Genomic DNA, 17,176 nt, shown 5'->3' on the forward strand with positions numbered 1-17,176 from the left:
ATCGTTTCGAAACGGGCGTGAGGCGCTACGGAACGGAAGATCGGGCTCCATAGCGGTTAGGTCTATGTCGAAAGACGCCCGGTCTTGCAAGCGTTCGGCTCAGAAAAATACCGGCAAGGCCGCGCAAAATGCGTCACGATGACAAAGTTTCATCAGTGCGATCACGAGGCGCATGGGATGACGGCTGTCCGCCCTCGGGCGGCGACCGGAGCGGGTCGATGCAAAAGGACGATCGGCCGCAATGCCGCGGCTTCGAAAATCGGTGTGTTCCACGCGTTTTTGCACCGCCTTTGTTTCGCCACAATAACTGTCGGAGAGCGCCGCAATTCCGTCCTTCAAGAGCCGATATCCGGGCGTCATCTCACAGGGTGAACGCATTGGCATCATGGGGGTGCGCTATGTTTCTCGACGACGAAATCGCTTCGACGCGAACAGGCCGCAACGAGGCCCGCTGGGGATTTTATCTCGCGTTGGCGGCTCTAGCAGTCTGCATGGTGATGATCTTTGGGTTGGTGGTCGAGACGTCGGCCCAGGCGGCCGAGCCGGAACAGCAATCCGGCGCGGCGAATTTTGCCATGCGCGTCGTTGCCGACCCCGCCTCGGCGGCTCCGTCGGGACCGGTGGGGCTCGATCGACGGCAAATGCCGACGGAAGGCGACCGGCAGATCCTCGCCGGCACGACGCTGCTCGCCGCCGCCCTCACGGCCGGCACCACTTTTGTCGTGGGTAACCAGATCGCCGCGTTCAGCAGGGCGAGAAGCAGACGCCATGGCCGATAACGAAGGCGACCTGCCTGGACAACGCGCCGGTTTCCTTGCCCGGTTGTCAGCCACCGAAACGATCGTCGTGGCGATCATCGCCATGATTGCCCTTGCCGGCTTGATGCTGATCGGCAAGGGTTTTTACATGAAAGCCAAGACCGAGCTTTTCGCAGCGGAGAAGCGCGTCGCTCGGAATGTCTTTGGGTAAGAACCGATAGGCACTCACACCTCCGATAAAGCCGTTTTGATCGAATTTGACTTGAAGCAAGGGCGACAGGGCACCAGTTTCTCTCCTGGACGGAAATGAGCGGCCGAGTCTGGTTCAGCAGGCTTGCCGCCGAGTTTAGGAGTGTGGAATCGCAATGCGGTCCGTGCAGTGGACAAAAACCAAGCTGAGCCAGATTGGCGCGGCGCTCGCCCTGCCTCTGGCCGGAGCCCTGTTCCTGTCCGCCGCTCTGCCCGCCGCCGCACAACAGGCCCGGGAATTCCAGACTCAGACAGGAACCGTCCTTGTCGAGACACTGGCGCGCGGGCTCCAGTACCCCTGGGCGGTCGAAGTCATGCCCGACGGCGCGCTGATCATCACCGAACGGGCAGGACGCCTGCGCATCCTCCGTGACGGCAAGCTCTCGGCCGCGATCAAAGGCCTTCCGGACGTCGCCGAGCATGGCCAGGGCGGCCTGCTCGACGTCGCGCTCGACCCGCAATTTTCCGCCAACCGCTCCTTGTACCTCACCCTCTCGGCCCGCGGCGACGGCGGCTATGGCACCGTTCTGGTGCGGGCGACGCTCTCCGGTGACCACGCGAGCCTGACGGATGTGAAGGAAATCTTCCGGATGAGCCGGTTCACGCGGGCCGGCCAGCATTTCGGTTCGCGTATCGCCATCGATCGCGACGGCAGCCTTTTCTTCGGCATCGGCGACCGCGGCGATGGCGACCGCGCCCAGGACCCGCGCGACCACGCCGGCGCCATCCTGCACATCAATGTCGATGGTTCCATCCCCGCCTCCAACCCCTATCGCGTCGGTACCGAGGGCCGGGCGGAAATATGGTCCAAGGGACACCGCAATCCCCAAGGCATTACCTTCGATCCGGCCGACGGCAAGCTCCTGACCGTCGAGCATGGCGCACGCGGCGGTGACGAAGTGAACAACCCGCAGCCGGGCAAGAACTACGGCTGGCCGGTGATCACTTTCGGAAAGGACTATTCCGGCGCGGAGATCGGCGAGGGTACGGCCAAGGATGGCTTGGAGCAGCCCCTCTACTACTGGGATCCCTCGATCGCCCCCGGCGCGCTCGCCGTCTATCGCGGCAGCATGTTTCCGGAATGGAACGGCAACCTGCTGGTGGCGGCGCTGAAATACCAGTTGCTGGCGCGCCTGGAGCGAGACGACACCGGCGCGATCACCTCCGAGGAGCGGTTGTTCGACGGCGAGTTCGGCCGCATCCGCGATGTGATCGTGGCGCCGGACGGTGCCCTGCTCATGGTGACCGACGAGCAGAATGGCGCCGTTCTGAGGGTCTCCAAGGCGCCGACCCAATGAGTGCTCTCAGAGTGAGGCCCTGATCTCCTTTCGGAACATGAATTTCAGCCCGGACCACACCGCGTCAACGGCACAGACCTTTACGTCGACAAGGCCGAGCGGCAGGAAGATCTCCCGAAGAGCGTCCTCGGTGAGCGTGGTGGCGACGCCGGAAGCACGCTTCGGCCAGGATATCCAAAGAATCCCATCGGGCTTCAACCGGTCGACCAGAGCAGCCGCCTGAGCTTCCAGCCTGACCCGCTCCGTATTGAAGCCATGAATGTAATCAAATCTGCGCGATGAGGTCCCCTCGATCGCTGTGGCGGTGTGAGCGAATCCAGGAAAAGCTGCAATCTCCTGCAGATGGGCCGGCACGCCGAGAAGCAGCGCTACCTGCCCGTCGCGCAGGCCGAGCTTCTTCCCAAGCGGCGTCCCCGAATAGCCCGCCAAGTTCATTTTCGGCTCCACTCCGATCGGCATCGTCACGCCCTGTCCTCGCTCCGGGCCGCGAGGATGAAGCTTGCCCGACAAAAACGCAACTGGTAGAGCGGCGGTGCAATCACGGGACGAAGCTGCCTTGTGTTGCTTTTCGTCCTATTCGCTCGCCCCGGGGGCCCTTCGTGACACGCATCCAGGCCAATCTGTTCCTGTTGTTATCCGGCGCGATCTGGGGGGCGGGATTCGTCGCCCAGTCGACGGCGATGCAAGCGATCGGTCCGCTCTCGTTCATCGGCCTGCGTTTCGCAATTGCCACGCTGGTGGCCCTCCCCCTGGCACTTATCGAGGCTCGACGGGTCGCCGCGCCGCTGCCGCGCGGGGCGATGCGCAACTTCATCTGCATCGGGCTGGCGTTGTTTGGCGGCGCGGTGACGCAACAGTTCGGGCTGCTGACCACAACCGTCACCAATTCCGGCTTTCTGACAGGACTCTACGTCATCTTCGTGCCTGTTCTGACGGTCGTCTTTCTGCGTCGCCGACCGCACTGGATCATCTGGCCAGCCGCCTTGATGGCAAGTTTCGGCATCTTCCTCTTGAGTGGCGGCAACCTGTCCGGCCTCAACGGCGGGGATCTGCTGACGATCGTCTGTGCATTCTTCTGGGCGATTCAAGTCCTGCTGATCGGCATCTTCGCCGCCGGCACCGGACGGCCGATGCTCCTGTCGTTGACGCAATTTGCCGTCTGCGCCGTTTTGGGAAGCCTGCTCGCCGTCGTATTCGAGCCCATGAGTCTCGACGTGGTCGAGGCCGCCCTGCCGCAGATCCTCTATGCGGGGGTGTTTTCGAGCGGCATCGCCTTCATCTGCCAGGTCGTCGGCCAGCGCTATACGACGGCACCGCAGGCGGCAATCCTGCTGTCGAGCGAGGCGCTTTTCGCGGCGCTCTTCGGCGTGCTGCTGCTGGACGAGGTTATCACCCCGATCGGCTATCTCGGCTGCATCGTCATCTTCGCGGCGATGCTGGCCGTCGAACTGCTGCCGGAGCTCACGAAGCGGCGCCGGCAAGCGGCAGAAGCCGCCGCTGAAACTGCAAGAATTAGCTACATCGGCAAGCCAAGCTGGACTTACTATATTACTTATTTACTGTTCTTGGCCGCTCTACTTTGCCCCAAAACGGCTCAGCATGCAGCAGACGCGAGCAACGGCCAACGTTTTTTGTATTTTTGCTGCAAGCTCATGCCGATGCCTGACTGGCAATCGGCTTTCCTCGAAGGGTGAACCTTATCAGAGGGTTGCGACTCGCATTCCCAACTGCTCAACATAGAGGCATGTTCGACAGCGACACGATTTGGCGTAAAAAATCCACGGCGCTAAATCGGCCCACCAAAAAGCTGTGGATTCAATAGCTTGCAGCGCGTCCGGAATATCCTTCGCCGCAGCGCGAATTGACCTGTTTTTGAGCAATGAGAAGACTCAATACCTCGCCGGAAAAGTTTTGCTTGCCAATTCAAAATAAACTGATCACTCTTACTCTGTTCGGGCAATTTGCGAACGCGGGAAGATCTTGAAATAAATGCGAGCCGGAGACGCAAACCACTCCGGGCGGAGAATCATGGGAAGGCCAAATTGCCATCCTTCTCAAGATTCGTCGCGATAACAGGACCCTTTCCTCAATTGTCGAGAACTGCCTGCCCCACGCCCTTCTGGGCAAACTGTAATGCCACCCCTCGACCGGGTGGAGAGAAAAGGACCTGACGCATGGCCGAGACTGGGACTGTAAAATTCTTCAACACCGACAAGGGCTTTGGCTTCATCAAGCCTGAAAACGGTGGCGCCGATATCTTCGTACATATTTCAGCCGTGCAGGCCTCCGGCTTGAACGGACTGAGCGAAAACCAGAAAGTATCCTTCGACACCGAGCCGGATCGCCGCGGCAAGGGCCCGAAGGCCGTCAACCTGCAGATCGTCGGCTAACGCCGCTCTCTGTCACTGATCAAGTTTGCAGCCCGGCATTTTTGCCGGGTTTTTTCGTTCAGGCTCCGTTCAGTTTGGGCTGTATAGGGTTCGCTCATCATGAAAGCCGGACCTTCAGTTCGGCTCCTCCATGCACAGGATTGAAGCCCATGAACAATTTCCTCAAAGCAGCCGTTCTCTCGGTCGCCGCCGCCGCCCTGGTTCTCCCAACCTTCGGCACTGCGCAGGCAGGCGATCACGATGATGCGTGGGCGGCAGGCGCGGTTGGCCTGGTAACAGGTACGCTTATCGGCGGCGCGATCGCCTCGCAGCCGCGCTACAGTGAACGGGTCTATATCGATCCGGAGCCTGAATATTACGAGCCGCGTCCGGTCTACCAGCCCCGCCCGGTCTACCAGGCCCGCCCGGCCTATCGCCAGGTTGTCGTGGACAGCTACGATCTAGAGCCCTGGACGCCGGCCTGGTACCGCTATTGCTCGCAGCGCTATCGCTCTTTCGATCCGGAGAGCGGCACCTTTGTCGGCTATGACGGCCGCAGCCATTTCTGCACTGCCGGCTGATCGCAGCGCCATTTGAACGCAAAACCCGTGCCTCACGCCAGGCACGGGTTTTTTCATGTCCACATTTTCAATCAGAGCCCGCGCAGATACGGGTTGGTGCGGCGCTCCTCGCCGATCCGGCCGCCAGGTCCATGGCCGCAAATAAAGCCGACGTCGTCACCGAGTGGAAGGATCTTGTCGCGGATGGAATCGAGGAGCTGCTGATGATCGCCGCCCGGCAGGTCGGTGCGGCCGATCGAGCCATGGAACAGCACGTCGCCGACATGGGCGAAGTTCTGCGTGCGGTTGAAATAGACGACATGGCCGGGAGCGTGGCCGGGGCAATGCAGCACCTCGAAGACATGATCCCCGAATGAAACCGTGTCCCCGTCGTCCAGCCATTGGTCCGGCAGGACGTTCTGCACCTTCATCGCCAGACCGAAACGTTCCGCCTGGCTCTCCAGCCGTTCGAGGAGCGGCCGATCGTCCTTGTGCGGACCGATGATCTCAAGCCCGAGGGCCTCCTTCAATTCCTTGGCGCCGCCGGCATGATCGATATGGCCGTGCGTCAGCCAAATCGCCTTCAGCGTGAGGTCGTTTTCGCGGATCGTCTGCAGGATGACATCGACGTCGCCGCCGGGATCGACAATCACGCCTTCCTTCGTCTCGCTGTCGAACAGAACCGTGCAGTTCTGTTGAAAATGCGTAACCGGGATGATGCCCGCCTGTAACATGCCGACCGTGCCTCGTTCTCCACATCGCGACTACAGCGCCGTGCGTCTTTTCAGACGCACAAAGGTCGCTGTAGCACTTTGAATTGCTGCATGTTTTTATCCTTAATCGGTGACGATTTAAGGAAACATGCAGTAGGCGGGCGTCGCCGCCGCGCCACCTATAGCGCTATATGGGCGCGGAAACAGCGCAAATCAGCGAAGCGCGACAATTTCCGGTGTTTCCACTTCCGTCGGAAATTGCACCGTGGTGAGCAGAAGGGCGGATACGGCAAGTTTCGCCGCCACGACAACAAAGATCAGCGGACGCAGCCGCCGGGCGGTAAGCGTGGCCTCGTCAACAGTCTCATACTGCATTTCCCGGCCTCCCGGTTGATGACGCCCTTTGCACAGGGGGGCGAAACTTCGTCCAATTCCTCGCTGCGTGCAGTTCCTCGGTGATGGGGAGCGATCTCGCTTACATCGAGACGCTCCACCGTCGGCCCAAGCAACGCTCGGCGACGGCAATATGTTTCATGTTCACATTTCCTGATGTCACGCCGGGAACATCCGAGGCGCGCGGGGCGTTTGGCCCGCATCATAGAAGAGGAGCAAGACAATGAAGACCCTCTCCCCCCACCTGTTCAAAGCGGTCGCGGCAGCGGGTTTGATCCTCGCTGCCGGCGTCTCGACCGCCGCTGCGGCGATGAGCGCGACGGCCGTGACCGATCTCAATGTGCGCGCCGGCCCGGGCCCGCAATACCCCATCGTCGCCCTGGCGGCGCGTGGCAGCACCACGGTACTCGAGGGTTGCATCGAAGGGAGCCTGTGGTGCCGCGTCAATGTCGGCGGCGTCAGCGGCTGGGCCTATGCCAAGTATCTCGCAGCCGACCAGAGCGGTTCCACGGTGGTGATTTCCGAGCGACGCGTCGAGCTTGGCGTTCCGGCCGTCACCTACGAGGCGACGGGCAGCACGGTGGCGATGCCGGCCGAGCCGCTCGAGTTGATCGGGCCGGTCGAAGAGGTCGATGCCATCACCCCGCCTCCGAACGTGCGCACCTACATCACCTCCAACCCTGTGGACCCGGTCTATCTTGATGGCGAAGTGGTTCTTGGCGCAACATTGCCGAACACCGTGGCTGTCCGGCCGATCCCGGAATACAATTACGAATATGTGATGGTAAACGGGCAGCCTGTTCTTGTGGAACCCTCGACGCGGCGGATCGTCTACATCTATCGCTGACGCCCTACCGAATGGCGCACGAAGTGTGCAGCTGTTTTGGGACGACGACATGCGCAAAGACAAAGACCCAAAGCGCGCCACATGAATACCAGTGAATGTGGCGTGCCTTGGCTGCGAGCGTCCCGCGCCGCGCGTGCCGAACGCGCGGCGCACGCGTCTCCATAGCGCCTGTCCGTCGTAGCCAAGCGCAACCTCCAAAGACAAGCGTACCGGCCTATCCTGCTTCAAAGTGCAGCGACGGGATTTGAATGCTATTTGCCTCGTCAGGCGTAGAATTGTGTCAACAAAGCTGACATGTCTTTCTATATATGTCGCTAAGCGCAATCTGCCTTGAAAGGAAATGACCGCGTGGCCGGCCAATCCAGGGACACCAGCCAATTCATGACCGAAGTCGCTCGCAAGGATGACGACACGATCGATTTCGAGATTATCGAGTTGCTGTTCTTTGCCTATCGCGATTTCACCGGCGATCCGGACGCCATTTTGGAAAAGAGCGGCTTCGGGCGCGCGCACCACCGCGTCGTGCATTTCGTCAATCGGGAACCGGGCATGACCGTGGCCGATCTTCTCGATACGCTGAAGATCACCAAGCAGAGCCTCGCGCGTGTCCTCAAGCAATTGATCGACTCGGGCTATATTCGCCAGGTGACCGGTCCGGAAGACAGGCGTCAACGCATGCTCTATACGACAAAGGAGGGCCAGGCCTTGGCAAGGGCGCTGGCGGAGCCACAGTCCCGCCGCATAGCGGATGCATTGGCGAAGACGGGTCCCGGCGCGCGTGAAACCGTCAAGCGGTTTCTCGTCAACATGAAGAACAGCGCCGCGGACTGATGCCGGGGGCTCCGCCTTCGATTTTATTAGGAAAAGCGGATAGACCCCTGGAATCAGGGAATGGGGCGACCGCTGCGCATCTGCTTCAATGCGCGGTCACTCAAATTTGGGAGGAGGACCCGCTTGCGATCCGGTTCCATTCAGTCCGGTTCGATCGCAGCGCGGGCCAGAGGGGAAATAAGGCTCTGCCGAGAAAAAGGGTTTGCCAAGCATGATAGCCAAAGCGAAAGTGGCCGATGACGCGGCGCATCTTCTGATCGTGGATGACGACCGGCGCATTCGCGACCTGCTCAACCGCTTTCTGGTCGAACAGGGATTTCGCGTGACGACGGCGGCCGACGCCGGCGAAGCGAGGCGAAAGCTCATCGGACTCGATTTCGACCTGCTGATCGTCGACGTGATGATGCCCGGCGAAAGCGGCATCTCGCTCACCCAGGGCCTGAGACAGATCAAGACGGTTCCGATCATCATGCTGACGGCGCTTGCCGAGGCGAATTCACGCATCGAGGGCCTTGAGGCGGGCGCCGACGACTACCTGCCGAAACCTTTCGAGCCGCGCGAACTCGTGCTCCGGATCAACAACATACTGCGCCGAAACCAGCCCGCCCAGGCGCCGAAAGTGGATCAGGTCATCTTCGGCCCCTATACGTTTTCAGTGGTGCGAAAGGAGCTTCGCCGCGGTGCGGAGCACATTCGGCTGACCGACCGCGAACAGGAGATCATGACGCTGTTTTCGCAGCGCGCCGGCGAAACCATTCCCCGGCACGAACTGATCGGCGACGACGCCGAGGTCGGCGAGCGGACGATCGACGTGCAGATCAACCGGCTGAGGCGCAAGATCGAGGACGATCCCTCCAATCCCGTCTGGCTGCAGACGGTGCGCGGCATCGGCTATCGATTGAGTGTGGACTAGATATTGCGGACGAGCGGAAATCCGCTTCACAGCATCGGCCATCCCGCTTTAACATGGAACCGCTTCGGCAACGGCGCAGACGACGATGGTAAGCTTTGACAGCCTCAGGCGCGCAAGATCGAACAGCGCCGACAGCGCCTGGAAGCGCCTCATCCGCTGGCTGCGTCGCCGCCTGCCGATGGGGCTTTACGCCCGGTCGCTGCTCATCGTCGTCATCCCGATGGTGCTGCTGCAGTCAGTCGTCGCCTTCGTCTTCATGGAGCGGCACTGGCAGCTCGTCACGCAGCGCCTCTCGGCTGCGGTCACCAACGACATCGCGGCAATCGTCGACCTGATCACGACTTTTCCACAAGACGGCGACATAGACCGGATTGTCCGGATCGCCCGTGACGAGCTCGACCTCAACATCGCCGTCGAACCGGGCGGCGAATTGCCGCCGCCCCGGCCCAAGCCCTTCTTCGAGATTCTCGACCAGATCCTCAGCGAAGAGATTTCGAACCAGATCCGCCGCCCCTTCTGGATCGATACGGTCGGCAATTCGAAAATCGTCGAGATTCGCATCAAGCTCGAAGACGGGCGCATCCTCCGGGTCTATGCGCGGCGCAATCAGGCCTATGCGTCGAATACACATATCTTTCTCGTCTGGATGGTCGGCGCGTCGCTCGTCTTGCTGGCGATCGCCATCCTCTTCCTGCGTGGACAGATCCGCCCGATCCTGGCGCTTGCCAACGCTGCGGAAAGCTTTGGCAAGGGACAGAAGATCGATGATTTCGCCCCGCGCGGCGCCGAGGAGATCCGCCGCGCCGGCCTGGCCTTCATCCTGATGCGCGAGCGCATCGAGCGCCAGATCGAGCAGCGCACCGCGATGCTGACCGGTGTCAGCCACGATCTGCGCACCATCCTGACGCGCTTCAAGCTGCAGCTCGCACTCGCCGGTGACAATCCGGACCCCGACAGCCTCAACCAGGACGTCGAGGACATGCAGAACATGCTGGAAGGCTATCTCGCCTTTGCCCGCGGCGAGGCGGAAGAGGATGTCGGGGAGTTGAAGCTCAGCGACCTGATGGCCCGCCTTTCGGCAGAGGCCGAGCTTTACGGCAAGACACTCGCCACCTCGATCGAGGGAGGGGACAATATTCGCGTCCGGCCGAATGCTTTCACCCGGCTCGTCGCTAATCTGGCGTCGAACGCCTATCGCTATGCCGAAACGGTGCGGATCGAGGCACGCCATACCCACAAATGGCTGACAGTCACCGTCGACGATGACGGTCCCGGCATTCCGGAGCAGTCGAGGGAGGATGTCTTCAAGCCTTTCTTCCGTCTGGATGAAGCGCGCAACCTCGACAGCTCCGGCACTGGCCTCGGCCTGGCCATTGCTCGCGACATCGCCCGGAGCCACGGAGGCAACGTCACTCTCGGCGAGAGCCCGCTTGGAGGGCTGCGCGCTACGGTGCGCGTCCCGACGTGATATCCGCCCTCGCTACCGCGGATAGGTCGAGGTTAGACCGCGCCGTTCGTTGAAGCGACGCCAAGCGTCGATCCGGCGCGGAAAAAGCGTGCGCATGGCATCGAGCGGCGCGAGCAGCCTGCCTTGCCGCCCCAGCGACACATCGAGGATTTCGACGATGCGGCGGTTCGGCCAGGGTTTGCGCGTGATGGCGAGCAGCGCCGCAAAGGCCTCCTCCTCCCTGCCGGCGCCGAGCTGATGTGCAATCAGGCCATAGGCGAAGGCGGTCGACCGGCTGACGCCGGCGTGGCAGTGGACGAGAACACGGCTGGACCGATCGTCCGCAACGGGTCGCATCGCCTCGAAAATCTCTCGGACGAGATCGGGAAAATGCTGCGTCGCGCCGGCATTTTCCTGGTCGCGAAGCCGCGCCACACGATGGTTCACCCCGCCGATGATCGGCACGTCCGTTTCCGGCAGCTCCGGATCGAGCAGCGAAAGCACATGGCTCGCCCGCCATTCCCGCGCCGCCTCTGCCGCGCGCCACAGGCAGGACACCTTGATGCGCTCCGGTATCGCTTCAGCCTCGACCGTCATGTCGGATCACATCAGCCTTCTGCCGTTCGGAACCGGCTTGTCGGCCGCAGCCAAAACGATCGCGCCCTCTTCGTCTGCAAAGCCGAGGGTCAGCACCTCGGAGCGAAAAGGTCCGATTTGGCGCGGCGGGAAATTGACCACCCCAAGCACCTGCCGCCCGACGAGATCCGCCGGCTTGTAGTGCACGGTGATCTGGGCCGATGACTTTCTTATGCCGATCTCCGGGCCGAAATCGATCTTCAGCTTGTAGGCGGGCTTTCGCGCCTCCGGAAAGACCTCGGCCTCGATGATCGTGCCGACGCGGATATCGACTCGCTCGAAATCGGAAAACTCAATGACGTCCGACATCACAGTCCCTTTGAAGAGATTTCTTGACCCAGAATCTGGCCCGGCTTACAGCGCCGCGCGTCCAATCGGACGCGCTAAGGTCGCTGTAGCACTTTGAAATGCTGCATGATTTTGTCCTTAAATCGATTCCGATTTAAGGAATCATGCAGTAGCGCAGTTCGACGGTTTTCGGAAGCGGCACCGGCGGCAAACGTCACGCCTGCTCCGGTACATCCTTCTCCCATAGCGGATGGGCGAACTGTTCGACGAGGAAATCGACGAAGACGCGCACGCGCGGCGACAGGAAGCGGCGGTGCGGATAGACGACGCTGATCGGTTCGGCCTCGGCATGGTTGCAATCGGTGAGCAATGGTCTCAGACGGCCGTTTCTTATGTCCGGCCCGACGAGGATTTCCGAGAGCCGTACGATGCCGATGCCGGCAAGCGCCAGCCGTCGCAAGGCTTCGGTGCTGTTCGCCTCGACGGAACTGCGGATACGCATCGCTCGGCGCCGGCCGCCTTCGTCGAACTCCCAGACATTGAGACGGCCGCGGGCGGTGATGCCGAGGCAGACATGCTTTGAAAGGTCGTCCGGCGTCCCGGGAATTCCGTGGCGTTGGAGATAGCTGGGCGCCGCACAGATGACCCGCCGATTCGCCGCAAGACGCCGCGTCAAAAGGGTGGAGTCGCTTTGCACCGCCACCCGCACGGCGACGTCGGCATCACCGTTCACCAGATCGACGATCGCGTCGGTGAAATCCAGCTCGAGTTCGATTGCGGGATAGCGGCCAATGAAATCCGGTAGCATCGGTACGATCAGGCGGTGGCCGAAGGCGCTGGGAAGACTGACGCGCAGCCGGCCGCGCGGCTCGGCGCCCGGCTGGATAGCCCGTTCTGCCTCGTCCAGGTCGCTGAGAATACGGCGGGCCGATTCCGAGTAGAACCGCCCCTCCGCCGTGAGGCTGATGCTGCGCGTCGAGCGTTGCAGCAGCCGCACGCCAAGCCGCGTCTCGAGCCGCCCGATGATCTTGCTGACGGCCGATGGCGTCATCCGCAGTCGCCGTGCCGCCGCCGAGAAGTCCCCCTCCTCGACGACGGCGAGAAATACCGCCATTGCCTCCTGCCGATCCATTGCATCTATTCCATTTCGTCACAGATAAACGGAAAATAACATGGATTATCGCGACCGGCGATAGGCCGTATCGTTTGCCGATCAAAGCAATTGGAGACCCCGGCGATGGACCAGCAAAGCTCCCAAATCCCGCTCAGCCACCAGCTTCACGCCCTGGCGCGCCGCCAGCGCGCCGCAGCCGCCCGGCGCTTTTTTCAGCTGGCGCTCTGTTCCGCGGTTCGATTCCTGTTGAGGGGTACAGCACGCCCGGCTACGGCGGAGCAATCGACGCGCGCTACGCGGACGTCCGAAGCGATGTGTCCTACGGTGTCGCGTCTGCCTTAGCCGGCCAGTTCCTCGGCGCGCTGGCGCGCCGCCGCGATAGCCTTGTCGAAAAGCGGTTGCATGCCGTCATCCGCCATCAGGACTGCGAGAGCTGCGGCGGTCGTGCCGCCGGGCGAGGTGACGTTCTGGCGCAGGCGTGCGGCGGCGTCGGGGGACTGATGTAGGAGCTCACCAGCCCCCGCGACGGTTTCCCGAGCGAGCCGCATGGCTAGGTCCGCCTCGAGGCCGAGCTTACGCCCAGCCTCCGCCATGCACTCGACGAGATAGAAGACATAGGCGGGTCCGCTGCCGGACACCGCAGTCACTGTATCGATGTCGGCTTCGCTGGCAACCCATTCGACCGGCCCGCTGACCTTCAGAAGGTCATGAACGAGCGTCCGTTGCTTTTCGGTCACGCGGGCATTGGCGAAAGCGCCCGTGACGCCGCGGCCGATCATTGCCGGCGTGTTCGGCATCGCCCGCACGATCGCCGCTTCGCCGAGATGCCGCTCGATGAAACCGAGCGTCTTGCCGGCCGCGACGGAAACGACCACCGTGTCGGGACCGATTAGCTCCTTCAGAGGCGGGAGCACCGCCTCCATGACCTGCGGCTTGACGGCAAGAAAGACAACACCCGCCGTGACACCCTCGGGCGCGGCAGACGCGTGGGCCACGCCGTTGTCGGCGATCAGGTTCTGCATGGCTGGAGGTGGGCCCGGGTCTATGACCAGCACATCGCCGCCGCGAACACCGCTCTTGATCCAGCCGCCGAGCATGGCGCCGCCCATATTGCCGGCACCGACAAGAACGATGGGACCGGAAACGGCGATGCTCATCTCATGCCTCCCCTACCGTCGCGAACATGACGGTATCGACGGCGCGCTGCGCGTCCATGCCGGACCAGACGACGAACTGGAACGCCTGGAAATAGGTTTCGCAGGCATCGAGCGCGCTCGACAGGAGCACTTCCACCTGCCGGTTGGTCGGCTCGGCACCGCCGGCGAGCAAAAGAGATTGCCTGAAGATGATGACCTCTTCTTGGCGCCAGAGATCGAAATGTCCCATCAACACCTGGCCATTGATCTGCGAGAGCAGGCGGATCACCTCGTTGACGCGGCTTTCCGGAACCTTGATATCGAAGGCGCAGGCCAGATGCAGCGCCTCGAACTCCTCCATCCAGGAAAAGGAAACGTGATAGTCCGCCCATCGGCCTTCGACGGTCATGGCGATCTCGTCTTCGCCGGACCGCTCGAAGGACCAGTCATTGTTGGCGGCGACAAACTCGATCATATCGACCGGGTTGGATTGGCGCTCGACTTCCATTTCCAAAAGGCTCATGCATCACCCTAAAGGCACGGCGGAAGGCACGCGAGGTCACGTTCACAAGACGCAACTCTGCAAACCCGACACCGGATACCGACACACTATGATTGCTGGACCTGCGGCTATCCTGGCTTACTTACCCTGCCCGAAGCTTGCGCTGCCCGTTTCGAATCATCATTTAAAATCAGTGTATAATGGCAGAGTCACCCTGCCAGCCCCTGAGCCGAAAAATTGCAGGGAAGAATTCTTGTCGCCTTAGGATTTTGATTCAGCCGGGATGCTTAACCGACTCTGCGATAAGGGTTTTTTGGCAGTGTCCACAGGTGGAAAACTTTTCAGCTTTCGTTAACCCTGAAGCTGAAGCAGCGGTTGCGACGCAAATCAACGACCGGCGAGTCGGTCGGCCGAGAAACTTGCCGCATTCCGCAGCTGCCGGAGCCGCGCCCGCACGCGGCTCGAAGGCGAAATTCCAATCGTTGCGGCGGCTGGCGCCGGCCCTTCTTCCTGCTACTTGCCCGTCGTGATTTCGCCGGCGACCTGACCTGTCGCGGCAAGCCGCTCTTCCAGCACCACAATGCGGGCGAGCAAGGCGTCGTTCTCCTCGCGCGCCTTGGCGGCCATCTCCTTGACGGCCTCGAACTCCTCGCGCTTCACCACGTCCAGCGAATTCAGCCAGCCTTCAGCCTGTGCGCGAAAGGCCGTTTCGACCTCCTTCCGCACGCCTTGGGCCGCACCGGCAGCATCCGTCATCAACCTGGCAAGATCATCGAGAATGCGGTTGGCCCCTGTGCTCATCGTTTCGTCTCCATCTCGCTCGCACCTCATGGGCGAGCCCTGTCGTTTTCAGGTAGGGTCGTGCGCACAAGGATGCAAGGAAAATCAGAGCGTCCGACGTGAAGACCGGGGCAGCCGCTTGACCACGCCGGCTTCGATCGCCATGTTCCGCCCAACCGATCGGCCCGGCACGAGAGAAGACCTTGGAAACACTTGTTACCCGCCTTGCCATTCTCCCCTTCCCCGAAATCGATCCGGTGATCTTCACGATCGGACCGCTCGCCGTACACTGGTATGGTCTCGCCTATGTCGCCGGCATCCTGCTCGGCTGGTTCTACGCCCGGCGCATAGCCCAGAATTCTTCGCTCTGGCGCAACGATTCGCCCCCACTCAGTCTGACGCAGCTCGATGACTTCCTGCTTTGGGCGGCCGGCGGCATCGTGCTCGGCGGACGCCTCGGCTACATCCTCTTCTACGACCTCGGCTCGGTGCTGCAAAACCCGGTCCGCGCCATCGAGATCTGGAACGGCGGCATGTCCTTCCATGGCGGTCTTCTGGGCACGACACTCGCGATCATCGTCTTTGCCCGCAGGAACGCCATCCCCATCTGGAGCCTGCTCGATGTCGTGGCGGCCGTCGTCCCGATCGGCCTCTTCTTCGGCCGCATTGCCAATTTCATCAACGGCGAGCTCTGGGGGCGGCTCTCTTCCATGCCCTGGGCGGTCGTCTTCCCGACCGGAGGTCCTTTCCCGCGCCACCCGAGCCAGCTTTACGAGGCTCTTCTCGAGGGCGTTCTGCTGCTCCTTGTCCTTGCCTATGTCGTCTATCGCCGCAAAGCTCTGAAGACGCCTGGGTTCGTCACCGGCATCTTTGTCTGCGGCTATGCCGCAAGCCGCATTTTCGTCGAATTCTTCCGCGAACCGGACGCGCAGATCGGCTATCTTGCCGGCGGCTGGCTGACCATGGGCATGGTGCTTTCGCTGCCGATGGCTCTGGCCGGAATATGGGCCATTGCGCGGGCGCGCAGGGCGGCAGCCGCCGCCGCATAAACGGACTGGTGCATGACGAACCCTCTCGCCGACAAGATCAAGGCGCTGATCAGGACCAATGGGCCGATCAGCGTCACCGACTATTTCTCCCTCTGCCTAGCGGACCCGCAGTACGGCTACTATCGCGTTCGCGAGCCCTTCGGACGGGCCGGCGACTTCACGACCGCGCCCGAGATCAGCCAGCTCTTCGGGGAAATGATCGGCATATTCCTGGTTCATGCCTGGCAGGAGCACGGCTCCCCGGCGCAGGTTATCATCGCCGAAATCGGCCCGGGCCGCGGCACGATGATGTCGGATATCCTGCGTGTCGTCGGCCGCCTGGCGCCCGGTCTCTACGCGGCCGCCGACGTCCATCTCGTCGAAACCAGCGAAAGGCTGCGCAAGGTGCAGGCCGAAACGCTTGCCAGCCATGACGGCAAGATCCATTGGCACGCAAGCTTCGACAGCTTGCCTCCCGGCTTCCTGCTTCTCGCGGCAAACGAGCTTTTCGACGCGATACCGATTCGCCAGTTCGTCCGAACCGCACAGGGTTTCCGCGAACGCATGGTCGGGCTCGATGCCGATGACGAACTGACCTTTGCCGCCGGTGTGGCGGGTATCGATCCTTCCCTGTTGCCGACACCGGCGCAATCGGCCGCCGAAGGCACGATCTTCGAGGCTGCTCCGGCGCGCGATGCCGTGATGGCAGCGCTCTGCGAGCGTCTCCGCGCGGCCGCAGGCACGGCGGTCCTTATCGACTACGGCCATCTGGCGACCGGTTACGGCGACACGCTGCAGGCCGTCCGCAATCACCGGTACGATCCGCCGCTTGCCAATCCGGGACGCGCCGACCTCACCAGCCATGTGGACTTCGAGCAATTGGCGCTGCGCGCCAAGGCGGAGGGCCTGCAGGTGAACGGCCTCGCCCACCAGGGCGACTTCTTGATCGGCCTGGGCCTGCTGGACCGGGCGGCGGCGCTCGGTCGCGACAAGGACCTCGCGACCCAGGAGAGCATCCGCGACGATGTCAAGCGGCTTGCCGGTGCCGGTGCCGGAAAGATGGGCGAGCTGTTCAAGGTGCTGGCCGTCAGCAGCCCTGAAGTGGCCTTGGCGCCCTTCCGGAAGAAGGCACCGTAGCGCCCAGGAAATGCAATCTCCACGCGGCTTTTTGCGGTTCTCGAATGGGAACAGCCCGCGGAGGCGGGACGCCGTCTCGAGGTTCCGCGATTGACAGTCTTGGCCGCCCGGGCCAACATCGCCGGACAAATCAACCCGCAAATCATCGGGCCGGACGCGCCCTCCATCCGACGAAAC

21 protein-coding genes and 1 pseudogene are annotated in these 17,176 nt (G+C 62.1%); 12 read left to right on the forward strand and 10 right to left on the reverse strand.

What is annotated here, in order from left to right; translation table 11 throughout:
• Nucleotides 1–99 precede the first annotated feature (99 nt).
• Complete coding sequence (locus N181_RS20440) at nucleotides 100–339, reverse strand: hypothetical protein (protein ID WP_141322164.1); 240 nt, start codon at nucleotides 337–339, stop codon at nucleotides 100–102.
• A 59-nt stretch (nucleotides 340–398) separates the two neighbouring features.
• On the opposite strand from N181_RS20440, the gene N181_RS20445 reads away from it, so the two are divergent.
• From N181_RS20445 to N181_RS20455, 3 genes are all read left to right on the forward strand, one after another.
• Entirely contained in the window at nucleotides 399–779 is a 381-nt protein-coding gene (locus tag N181_RS20445; RefSeq protein WP_037396749.1) for a hypothetical protein, read from the forward strand.
• Nucleotides 769–969 (forward strand): hypothetical protein, encoded by a 201-nt coding sequence (locus N181_RS20450; RefSeq protein WP_037396746.1) that lies wholly within the window; start codon nucleotides 769–771, stop codon nucleotides 967–969. Before N181_RS20445 ends, N181_RS20450 begins: the two co-directional genes overlap by 11 nt.
• 154 nt (nucleotides 970–1,123) lie before the next feature.
• On the forward strand, nucleotides 1,124–2,305 hold the full coding sequence (locus tag N181_RS20455) for a PQQ-dependent sugar dehydrogenase (protein ID WP_037396744.1): 1,182 nt from the start codon (nucleotides 1,124–1,126) through the stop codon (nucleotides 2,303–2,305).
• A 6-nt stretch (nucleotides 2,306–2,311) separates the two neighbouring features.
• Here the strand turns inward: N181_RS20455 and N181_RS20460 are convergent, their stop codons facing one another.
• Entirely contained in the window at nucleotides 2,312–2,740 is a 429-nt protein-coding gene (locus N181_RS20460) for a hypothetical protein (RefSeq protein ID WP_162129903.1), read from the reverse strand.
• Between the two features lie 164 nt (nucleotides 2,741–2,904).
• Between N181_RS20460 and N181_RS20465 the strand changes: the two are divergent.
• The 3 genes and pseudogenes from N181_RS20465 to N181_RS20475 form a co-directional block, all read left to right on the forward strand.
• Nucleotides 2,905–3,801 (forward strand): annotated as a pseudogene (locus N181_RS20465) (DMT family transporter); the annotation flags it as partial.
• Between the two features lie 678 nt (nucleotides 3,802–4,479).
• Nucleotides 4,480–4,695, forward strand: a complete 216-nt coding sequence (locus N181_RS20470) for a cold-shock protein (protein WP_012708798.1) — start codon at nucleotides 4,480–4,482, stop codon at nucleotides 4,693–4,695.
• 149 nt (nucleotides 4,696–4,844) lie between these two features.
• Nucleotides 4,845–5,255, forward strand: coding sequence for a BA14K family protein (locus N181_RS20475; RefSeq protein ID WP_037396741.1), 411 nt, complete (start codon nucleotides 4,845–4,847; stop codon nucleotides 5,253–5,255).
• A gap of 71 nt (nucleotides 5,256–5,326) precedes the next feature.
• Here N181_RS20475 and N181_RS20480 read toward each other — a convergent pair whose 3' ends face one another.
• Complete coding sequence (locus tag N181_RS20480; protein ID WP_060563783.1) at nucleotides 5,327–5,968, reverse strand: MBL fold metallo-hydrolase; 642 nt, start codon at nucleotides 5,966–5,968, stop codon at nucleotides 5,327–5,329.
• 192 nt (nucleotides 5,969–6,160) lie between these two features.
• Nucleotides 6,161–6,322, reverse strand: coding sequence for a hypothetical protein (locus N181_RS34095; RefSeq protein ID WP_014329090.1), 162 nt, complete (start codon nucleotides 6,320–6,322; stop codon nucleotides 6,161–6,163).
• Between the two features lie 241 nt (nucleotides 6,323–6,563).
• Between N181_RS34095 and N181_RS20485 the strand changes: the two genes are divergently transcribed.
• From N181_RS20485 to N181_RS20500, 4 genes are all read left to right on the forward strand, one after another.
• Nucleotides 6,564–7,187: a DUF1236 domain-containing protein gene (locus N181_RS20485; protein WP_014329091.1), complete on the forward strand. Its 624-nt coding sequence runs from the start codon at nucleotides 6,564–6,566 to the stop codon at nucleotides 7,185–7,187.
• A gap of 381 nt (nucleotides 7,188–7,568) precedes the next feature.
• Nucleotides 7,569–8,018 carry a MarR family winged helix-turn-helix transcriptional regulator gene (locus N181_RS20490; protein WP_153451819.1) on the forward strand — a complete coding sequence of 150 codons (450 nt, stop codon included), beginning with the start codon at nucleotides 7,569–7,571 and terminating at the stop codon, nucleotides 8,016–8,018.
• Nucleotides 8,019–8,229: 211 nt separating this feature from the next.
• On the forward strand, nucleotides 8,230–8,931 hold the full coding sequence (locus N181_RS20495) for a response regulator (RefSeq protein WP_012708803.1): 702 nt from the start codon (nucleotides 8,230–8,232) through the stop codon (nucleotides 8,929–8,931).
• 85 nt (nucleotides 8,932–9,016) lie between these two features.
• Nucleotides 9,017–10,399, forward strand: coding sequence for an ATP-binding protein (locus N181_RS20500; protein ID WP_014329094.1), 1,383 nt, complete (start codon nucleotides 9,017–9,019; stop codon nucleotides 10,397–10,399).
• Nucleotides 10,400–10,411: 12 nt separating this feature from the next.
• On the opposite strand, the gene N181_RS20505 is transcribed toward N181_RS20500, so the two are convergent.
• From N181_RS20505 to N181_RS20535, 6 genes are all read right to left on the reverse strand, one after another.
• Complete coding sequence (locus N181_RS20505) at nucleotides 10,412–10,975, reverse strand: dual specificity protein phosphatase family protein (RefSeq protein ID WP_014329095.1); 564 nt, start codon at nucleotides 10,973–10,975, stop codon at nucleotides 10,412–10,414.
• A 6-nt stretch (nucleotides 10,976–10,981) separates the two neighbouring features.
• Nucleotides 10,982–11,323, reverse strand: a complete 342-nt coding sequence (locus N181_RS20510) for a tRNA-binding protein (RefSeq protein ID WP_014329096.1) — start codon at nucleotides 11,321–11,323, stop codon at nucleotides 10,982–10,984.
• Between the two features lie 193 nt (nucleotides 11,324–11,516).
• On the reverse strand, nucleotides 11,517–12,434 hold the full coding sequence (locus tag N181_RS20515; protein ID WP_014329097.1) for a LysR family transcriptional regulator: 918 nt from the start codon (nucleotides 12,432–12,434) through the stop codon (nucleotides 11,517–11,519).
• Between the two features lie 320 nt (nucleotides 12,435–12,754).
• Entirely contained in the window at nucleotides 12,755–13,573 is an 819-nt protein-coding gene (gene proC, locus N181_RS20525) for a pyrroline-5-carboxylate reductase (protein WP_014329098.1), read from the reverse strand.
• A gap of 1 nt (nucleotide 13,574) precedes the next feature.
• Nucleotides 13,575–14,075, reverse strand: a complete 501-nt coding sequence (locus N181_RS20530; RefSeq protein ID WP_012708807.1) for a type III secretion system chaperone family protein — start codon at nucleotides 14,073–14,075, stop codon at nucleotides 13,575–13,577.
• Between the two features lie 492 nt (nucleotides 14,076–14,567).
• Nucleotides 14,568–14,855: an accessory factor UbiK family protein gene (locus N181_RS20535; RefSeq protein WP_014329099.1), complete on the reverse strand. Its 288-nt coding sequence runs from the start codon at nucleotides 14,853–14,855 to the stop codon at nucleotides 14,568–14,570.
• A 182-nt stretch (nucleotides 14,856–15,037) separates the two neighbouring features.
• Between N181_RS20535 and lgt the strand changes: the two genes are divergently transcribed.
• On the forward strand, nucleotides 15,038–15,883 hold the full coding sequence (gene lgt, locus N181_RS20540) for a prolipoprotein diacylglyceryl transferase (RefSeq protein ID WP_014329100.1): 846 nt from the start codon (nucleotides 15,038–15,040) through the stop codon (nucleotides 15,881–15,883).
• A gap of 12 nt (nucleotides 15,884–15,895) precedes the next feature.
• Nucleotides 15,896–16,999 (forward strand): class I SAM-dependent methyltransferase, encoded by a 1,104-nt coding sequence (locus tag N181_RS20545; RefSeq protein WP_037396735.1) that lies wholly within the window; start codon nucleotides 15,896–15,898, stop codon nucleotides 16,997–16,999.
• The last annotated feature ends 177 nt before the right edge of the window (nucleotides 17,000–17,176 follow it).

It is taken from the genome of Sinorhizobium fredii USDA 205 (assembly GCF_001461695.1).
Lineage (GTDB): Bacteria > Pseudomonadota > Alphaproteobacteria > Rhizobiales > Rhizobiaceae > Sinorhizobium > Sinorhizobium fredii.

Excerpts from the sequence above, each read along its gene's own strand:
- N181_RS20445 (WP_037396749.1), top strand. The coding sequence starts at position 399 with ATGTTTCTCGACGACGAAATCGCTTCGACGCGAACAGGCCGCAACGAG.
- N181_RS20450 (WP_037396746.1), top strand. The coding sequence starts at position 769 with ATGGCCGATAACGAAGGCGACCTGCCTGGACAACGCGCCGGTTTCCTT.
- N181_RS20455 (WP_037396744.1), top strand. The coding sequence starts at position 1,124 with ATGCGGTCCGTGCAGTGGACAAAAACCAAGCTGAGCCAGATTGGCGCG.
- N181_RS20460 (WP_162129903.1), bottom strand. The coding sequence starts at position 2,740 with ATGAACTTGGCGGGCTATTCGGGGACGCCGCTTGGGAAGAAGCTCGGC.
- N181_RS20470 (WP_012708798.1), top strand. The coding sequence starts at position 4,480 with ATGGCCGAGACTGGGACTGTAAAATTCTTCAACACCGACAAGGGCTTT.
- N181_RS20475 (WP_037396741.1), top strand. The coding sequence starts at position 4,845 with ATGAACAATTTCCTCAAAGCAGCCGTTCTCTCGGTCGCCGCCGCCGCC.
- N181_RS20480 (WP_060563783.1), bottom strand. The coding sequence starts at position 5,968 with ATGTTACAGGCGGGCATCATCCCGGTTACGCATTTTCAACAGAACTGC.
- N181_RS34095 (WP_014329090.1), bottom strand. The coding sequence starts at position 6,322 with ATGCAGTATGAGACTGTTGACGAGGCCACGCTTACCGCCCGGCGGCTG.
- N181_RS20485 (WP_014329091.1), top strand. The coding sequence starts at position 6,564 with ATGAAGACCCTCTCCCCCCACCTGTTCAAAGCGGTCGCGGCAGCGGGT.
- N181_RS20490 (WP_153451819.1), top strand. The coding sequence starts at position 7,569 with ATGACCGAAGTCGCTCGCAAGGATGACGACACGATCGATTTCGAGATT.
- N181_RS20495 (WP_012708803.1), top strand. The coding sequence starts at position 8,230 with ATGATAGCCAAAGCGAAAGTGGCCGATGACGCGGCGCATCTTCTGATC.
- N181_RS20500 (WP_014329094.1), top strand. The coding sequence starts at position 9,017 with ATGGTAAGCTTTGACAGCCTCAGGCGCGCAAGATCGAACAGCGCCGAC.
- N181_RS20505 (WP_014329095.1), bottom strand. The coding sequence starts at position 10,975 with ATGACGGTCGAGGCTGAAGCGATACCGGAGCGCATCAAGGTGTCCTGC.
- N181_RS20510 (WP_014329096.1), bottom strand. The coding sequence starts at position 11,323 with ATGTCGGACGTCATTGAGTTTTCCGATTTCGAGCGAGTCGATATCCGC.
- N181_RS20515 (WP_014329097.1), bottom strand. The coding sequence starts at position 12,434 with ATGGATCGGCAGGAGGCAATGGCGGTATTTCTCGCCGTCGTCGAGGAG.
- proC (WP_014329098.1), bottom strand. The coding sequence starts at position 13,573 with ATGAGCATCGCCGTTTCCGGTCCCATCGTTCTTGTCGGTGCCGGCAAT.
- N181_RS20530 (WP_012708807.1), bottom strand. The coding sequence starts at position 14,075 with ATGAGCCTTTTGGAAATGGAAGTCGAGCGCCAATCCAACCCGGTCGAT.
- N181_RS20535 (WP_014329099.1), bottom strand. The coding sequence starts at position 14,855 with ATGAGCACAGGGGCCAACCGCATTCTCGATGATCTTGCCAGGTTGATG.
- N181_RS20545 (WP_037396735.1), top strand. The coding sequence starts at position 15,896 with ATGACGAACCCTCTCGCCGACAAGATCAAGGCGCTGATCAGGACCAAT.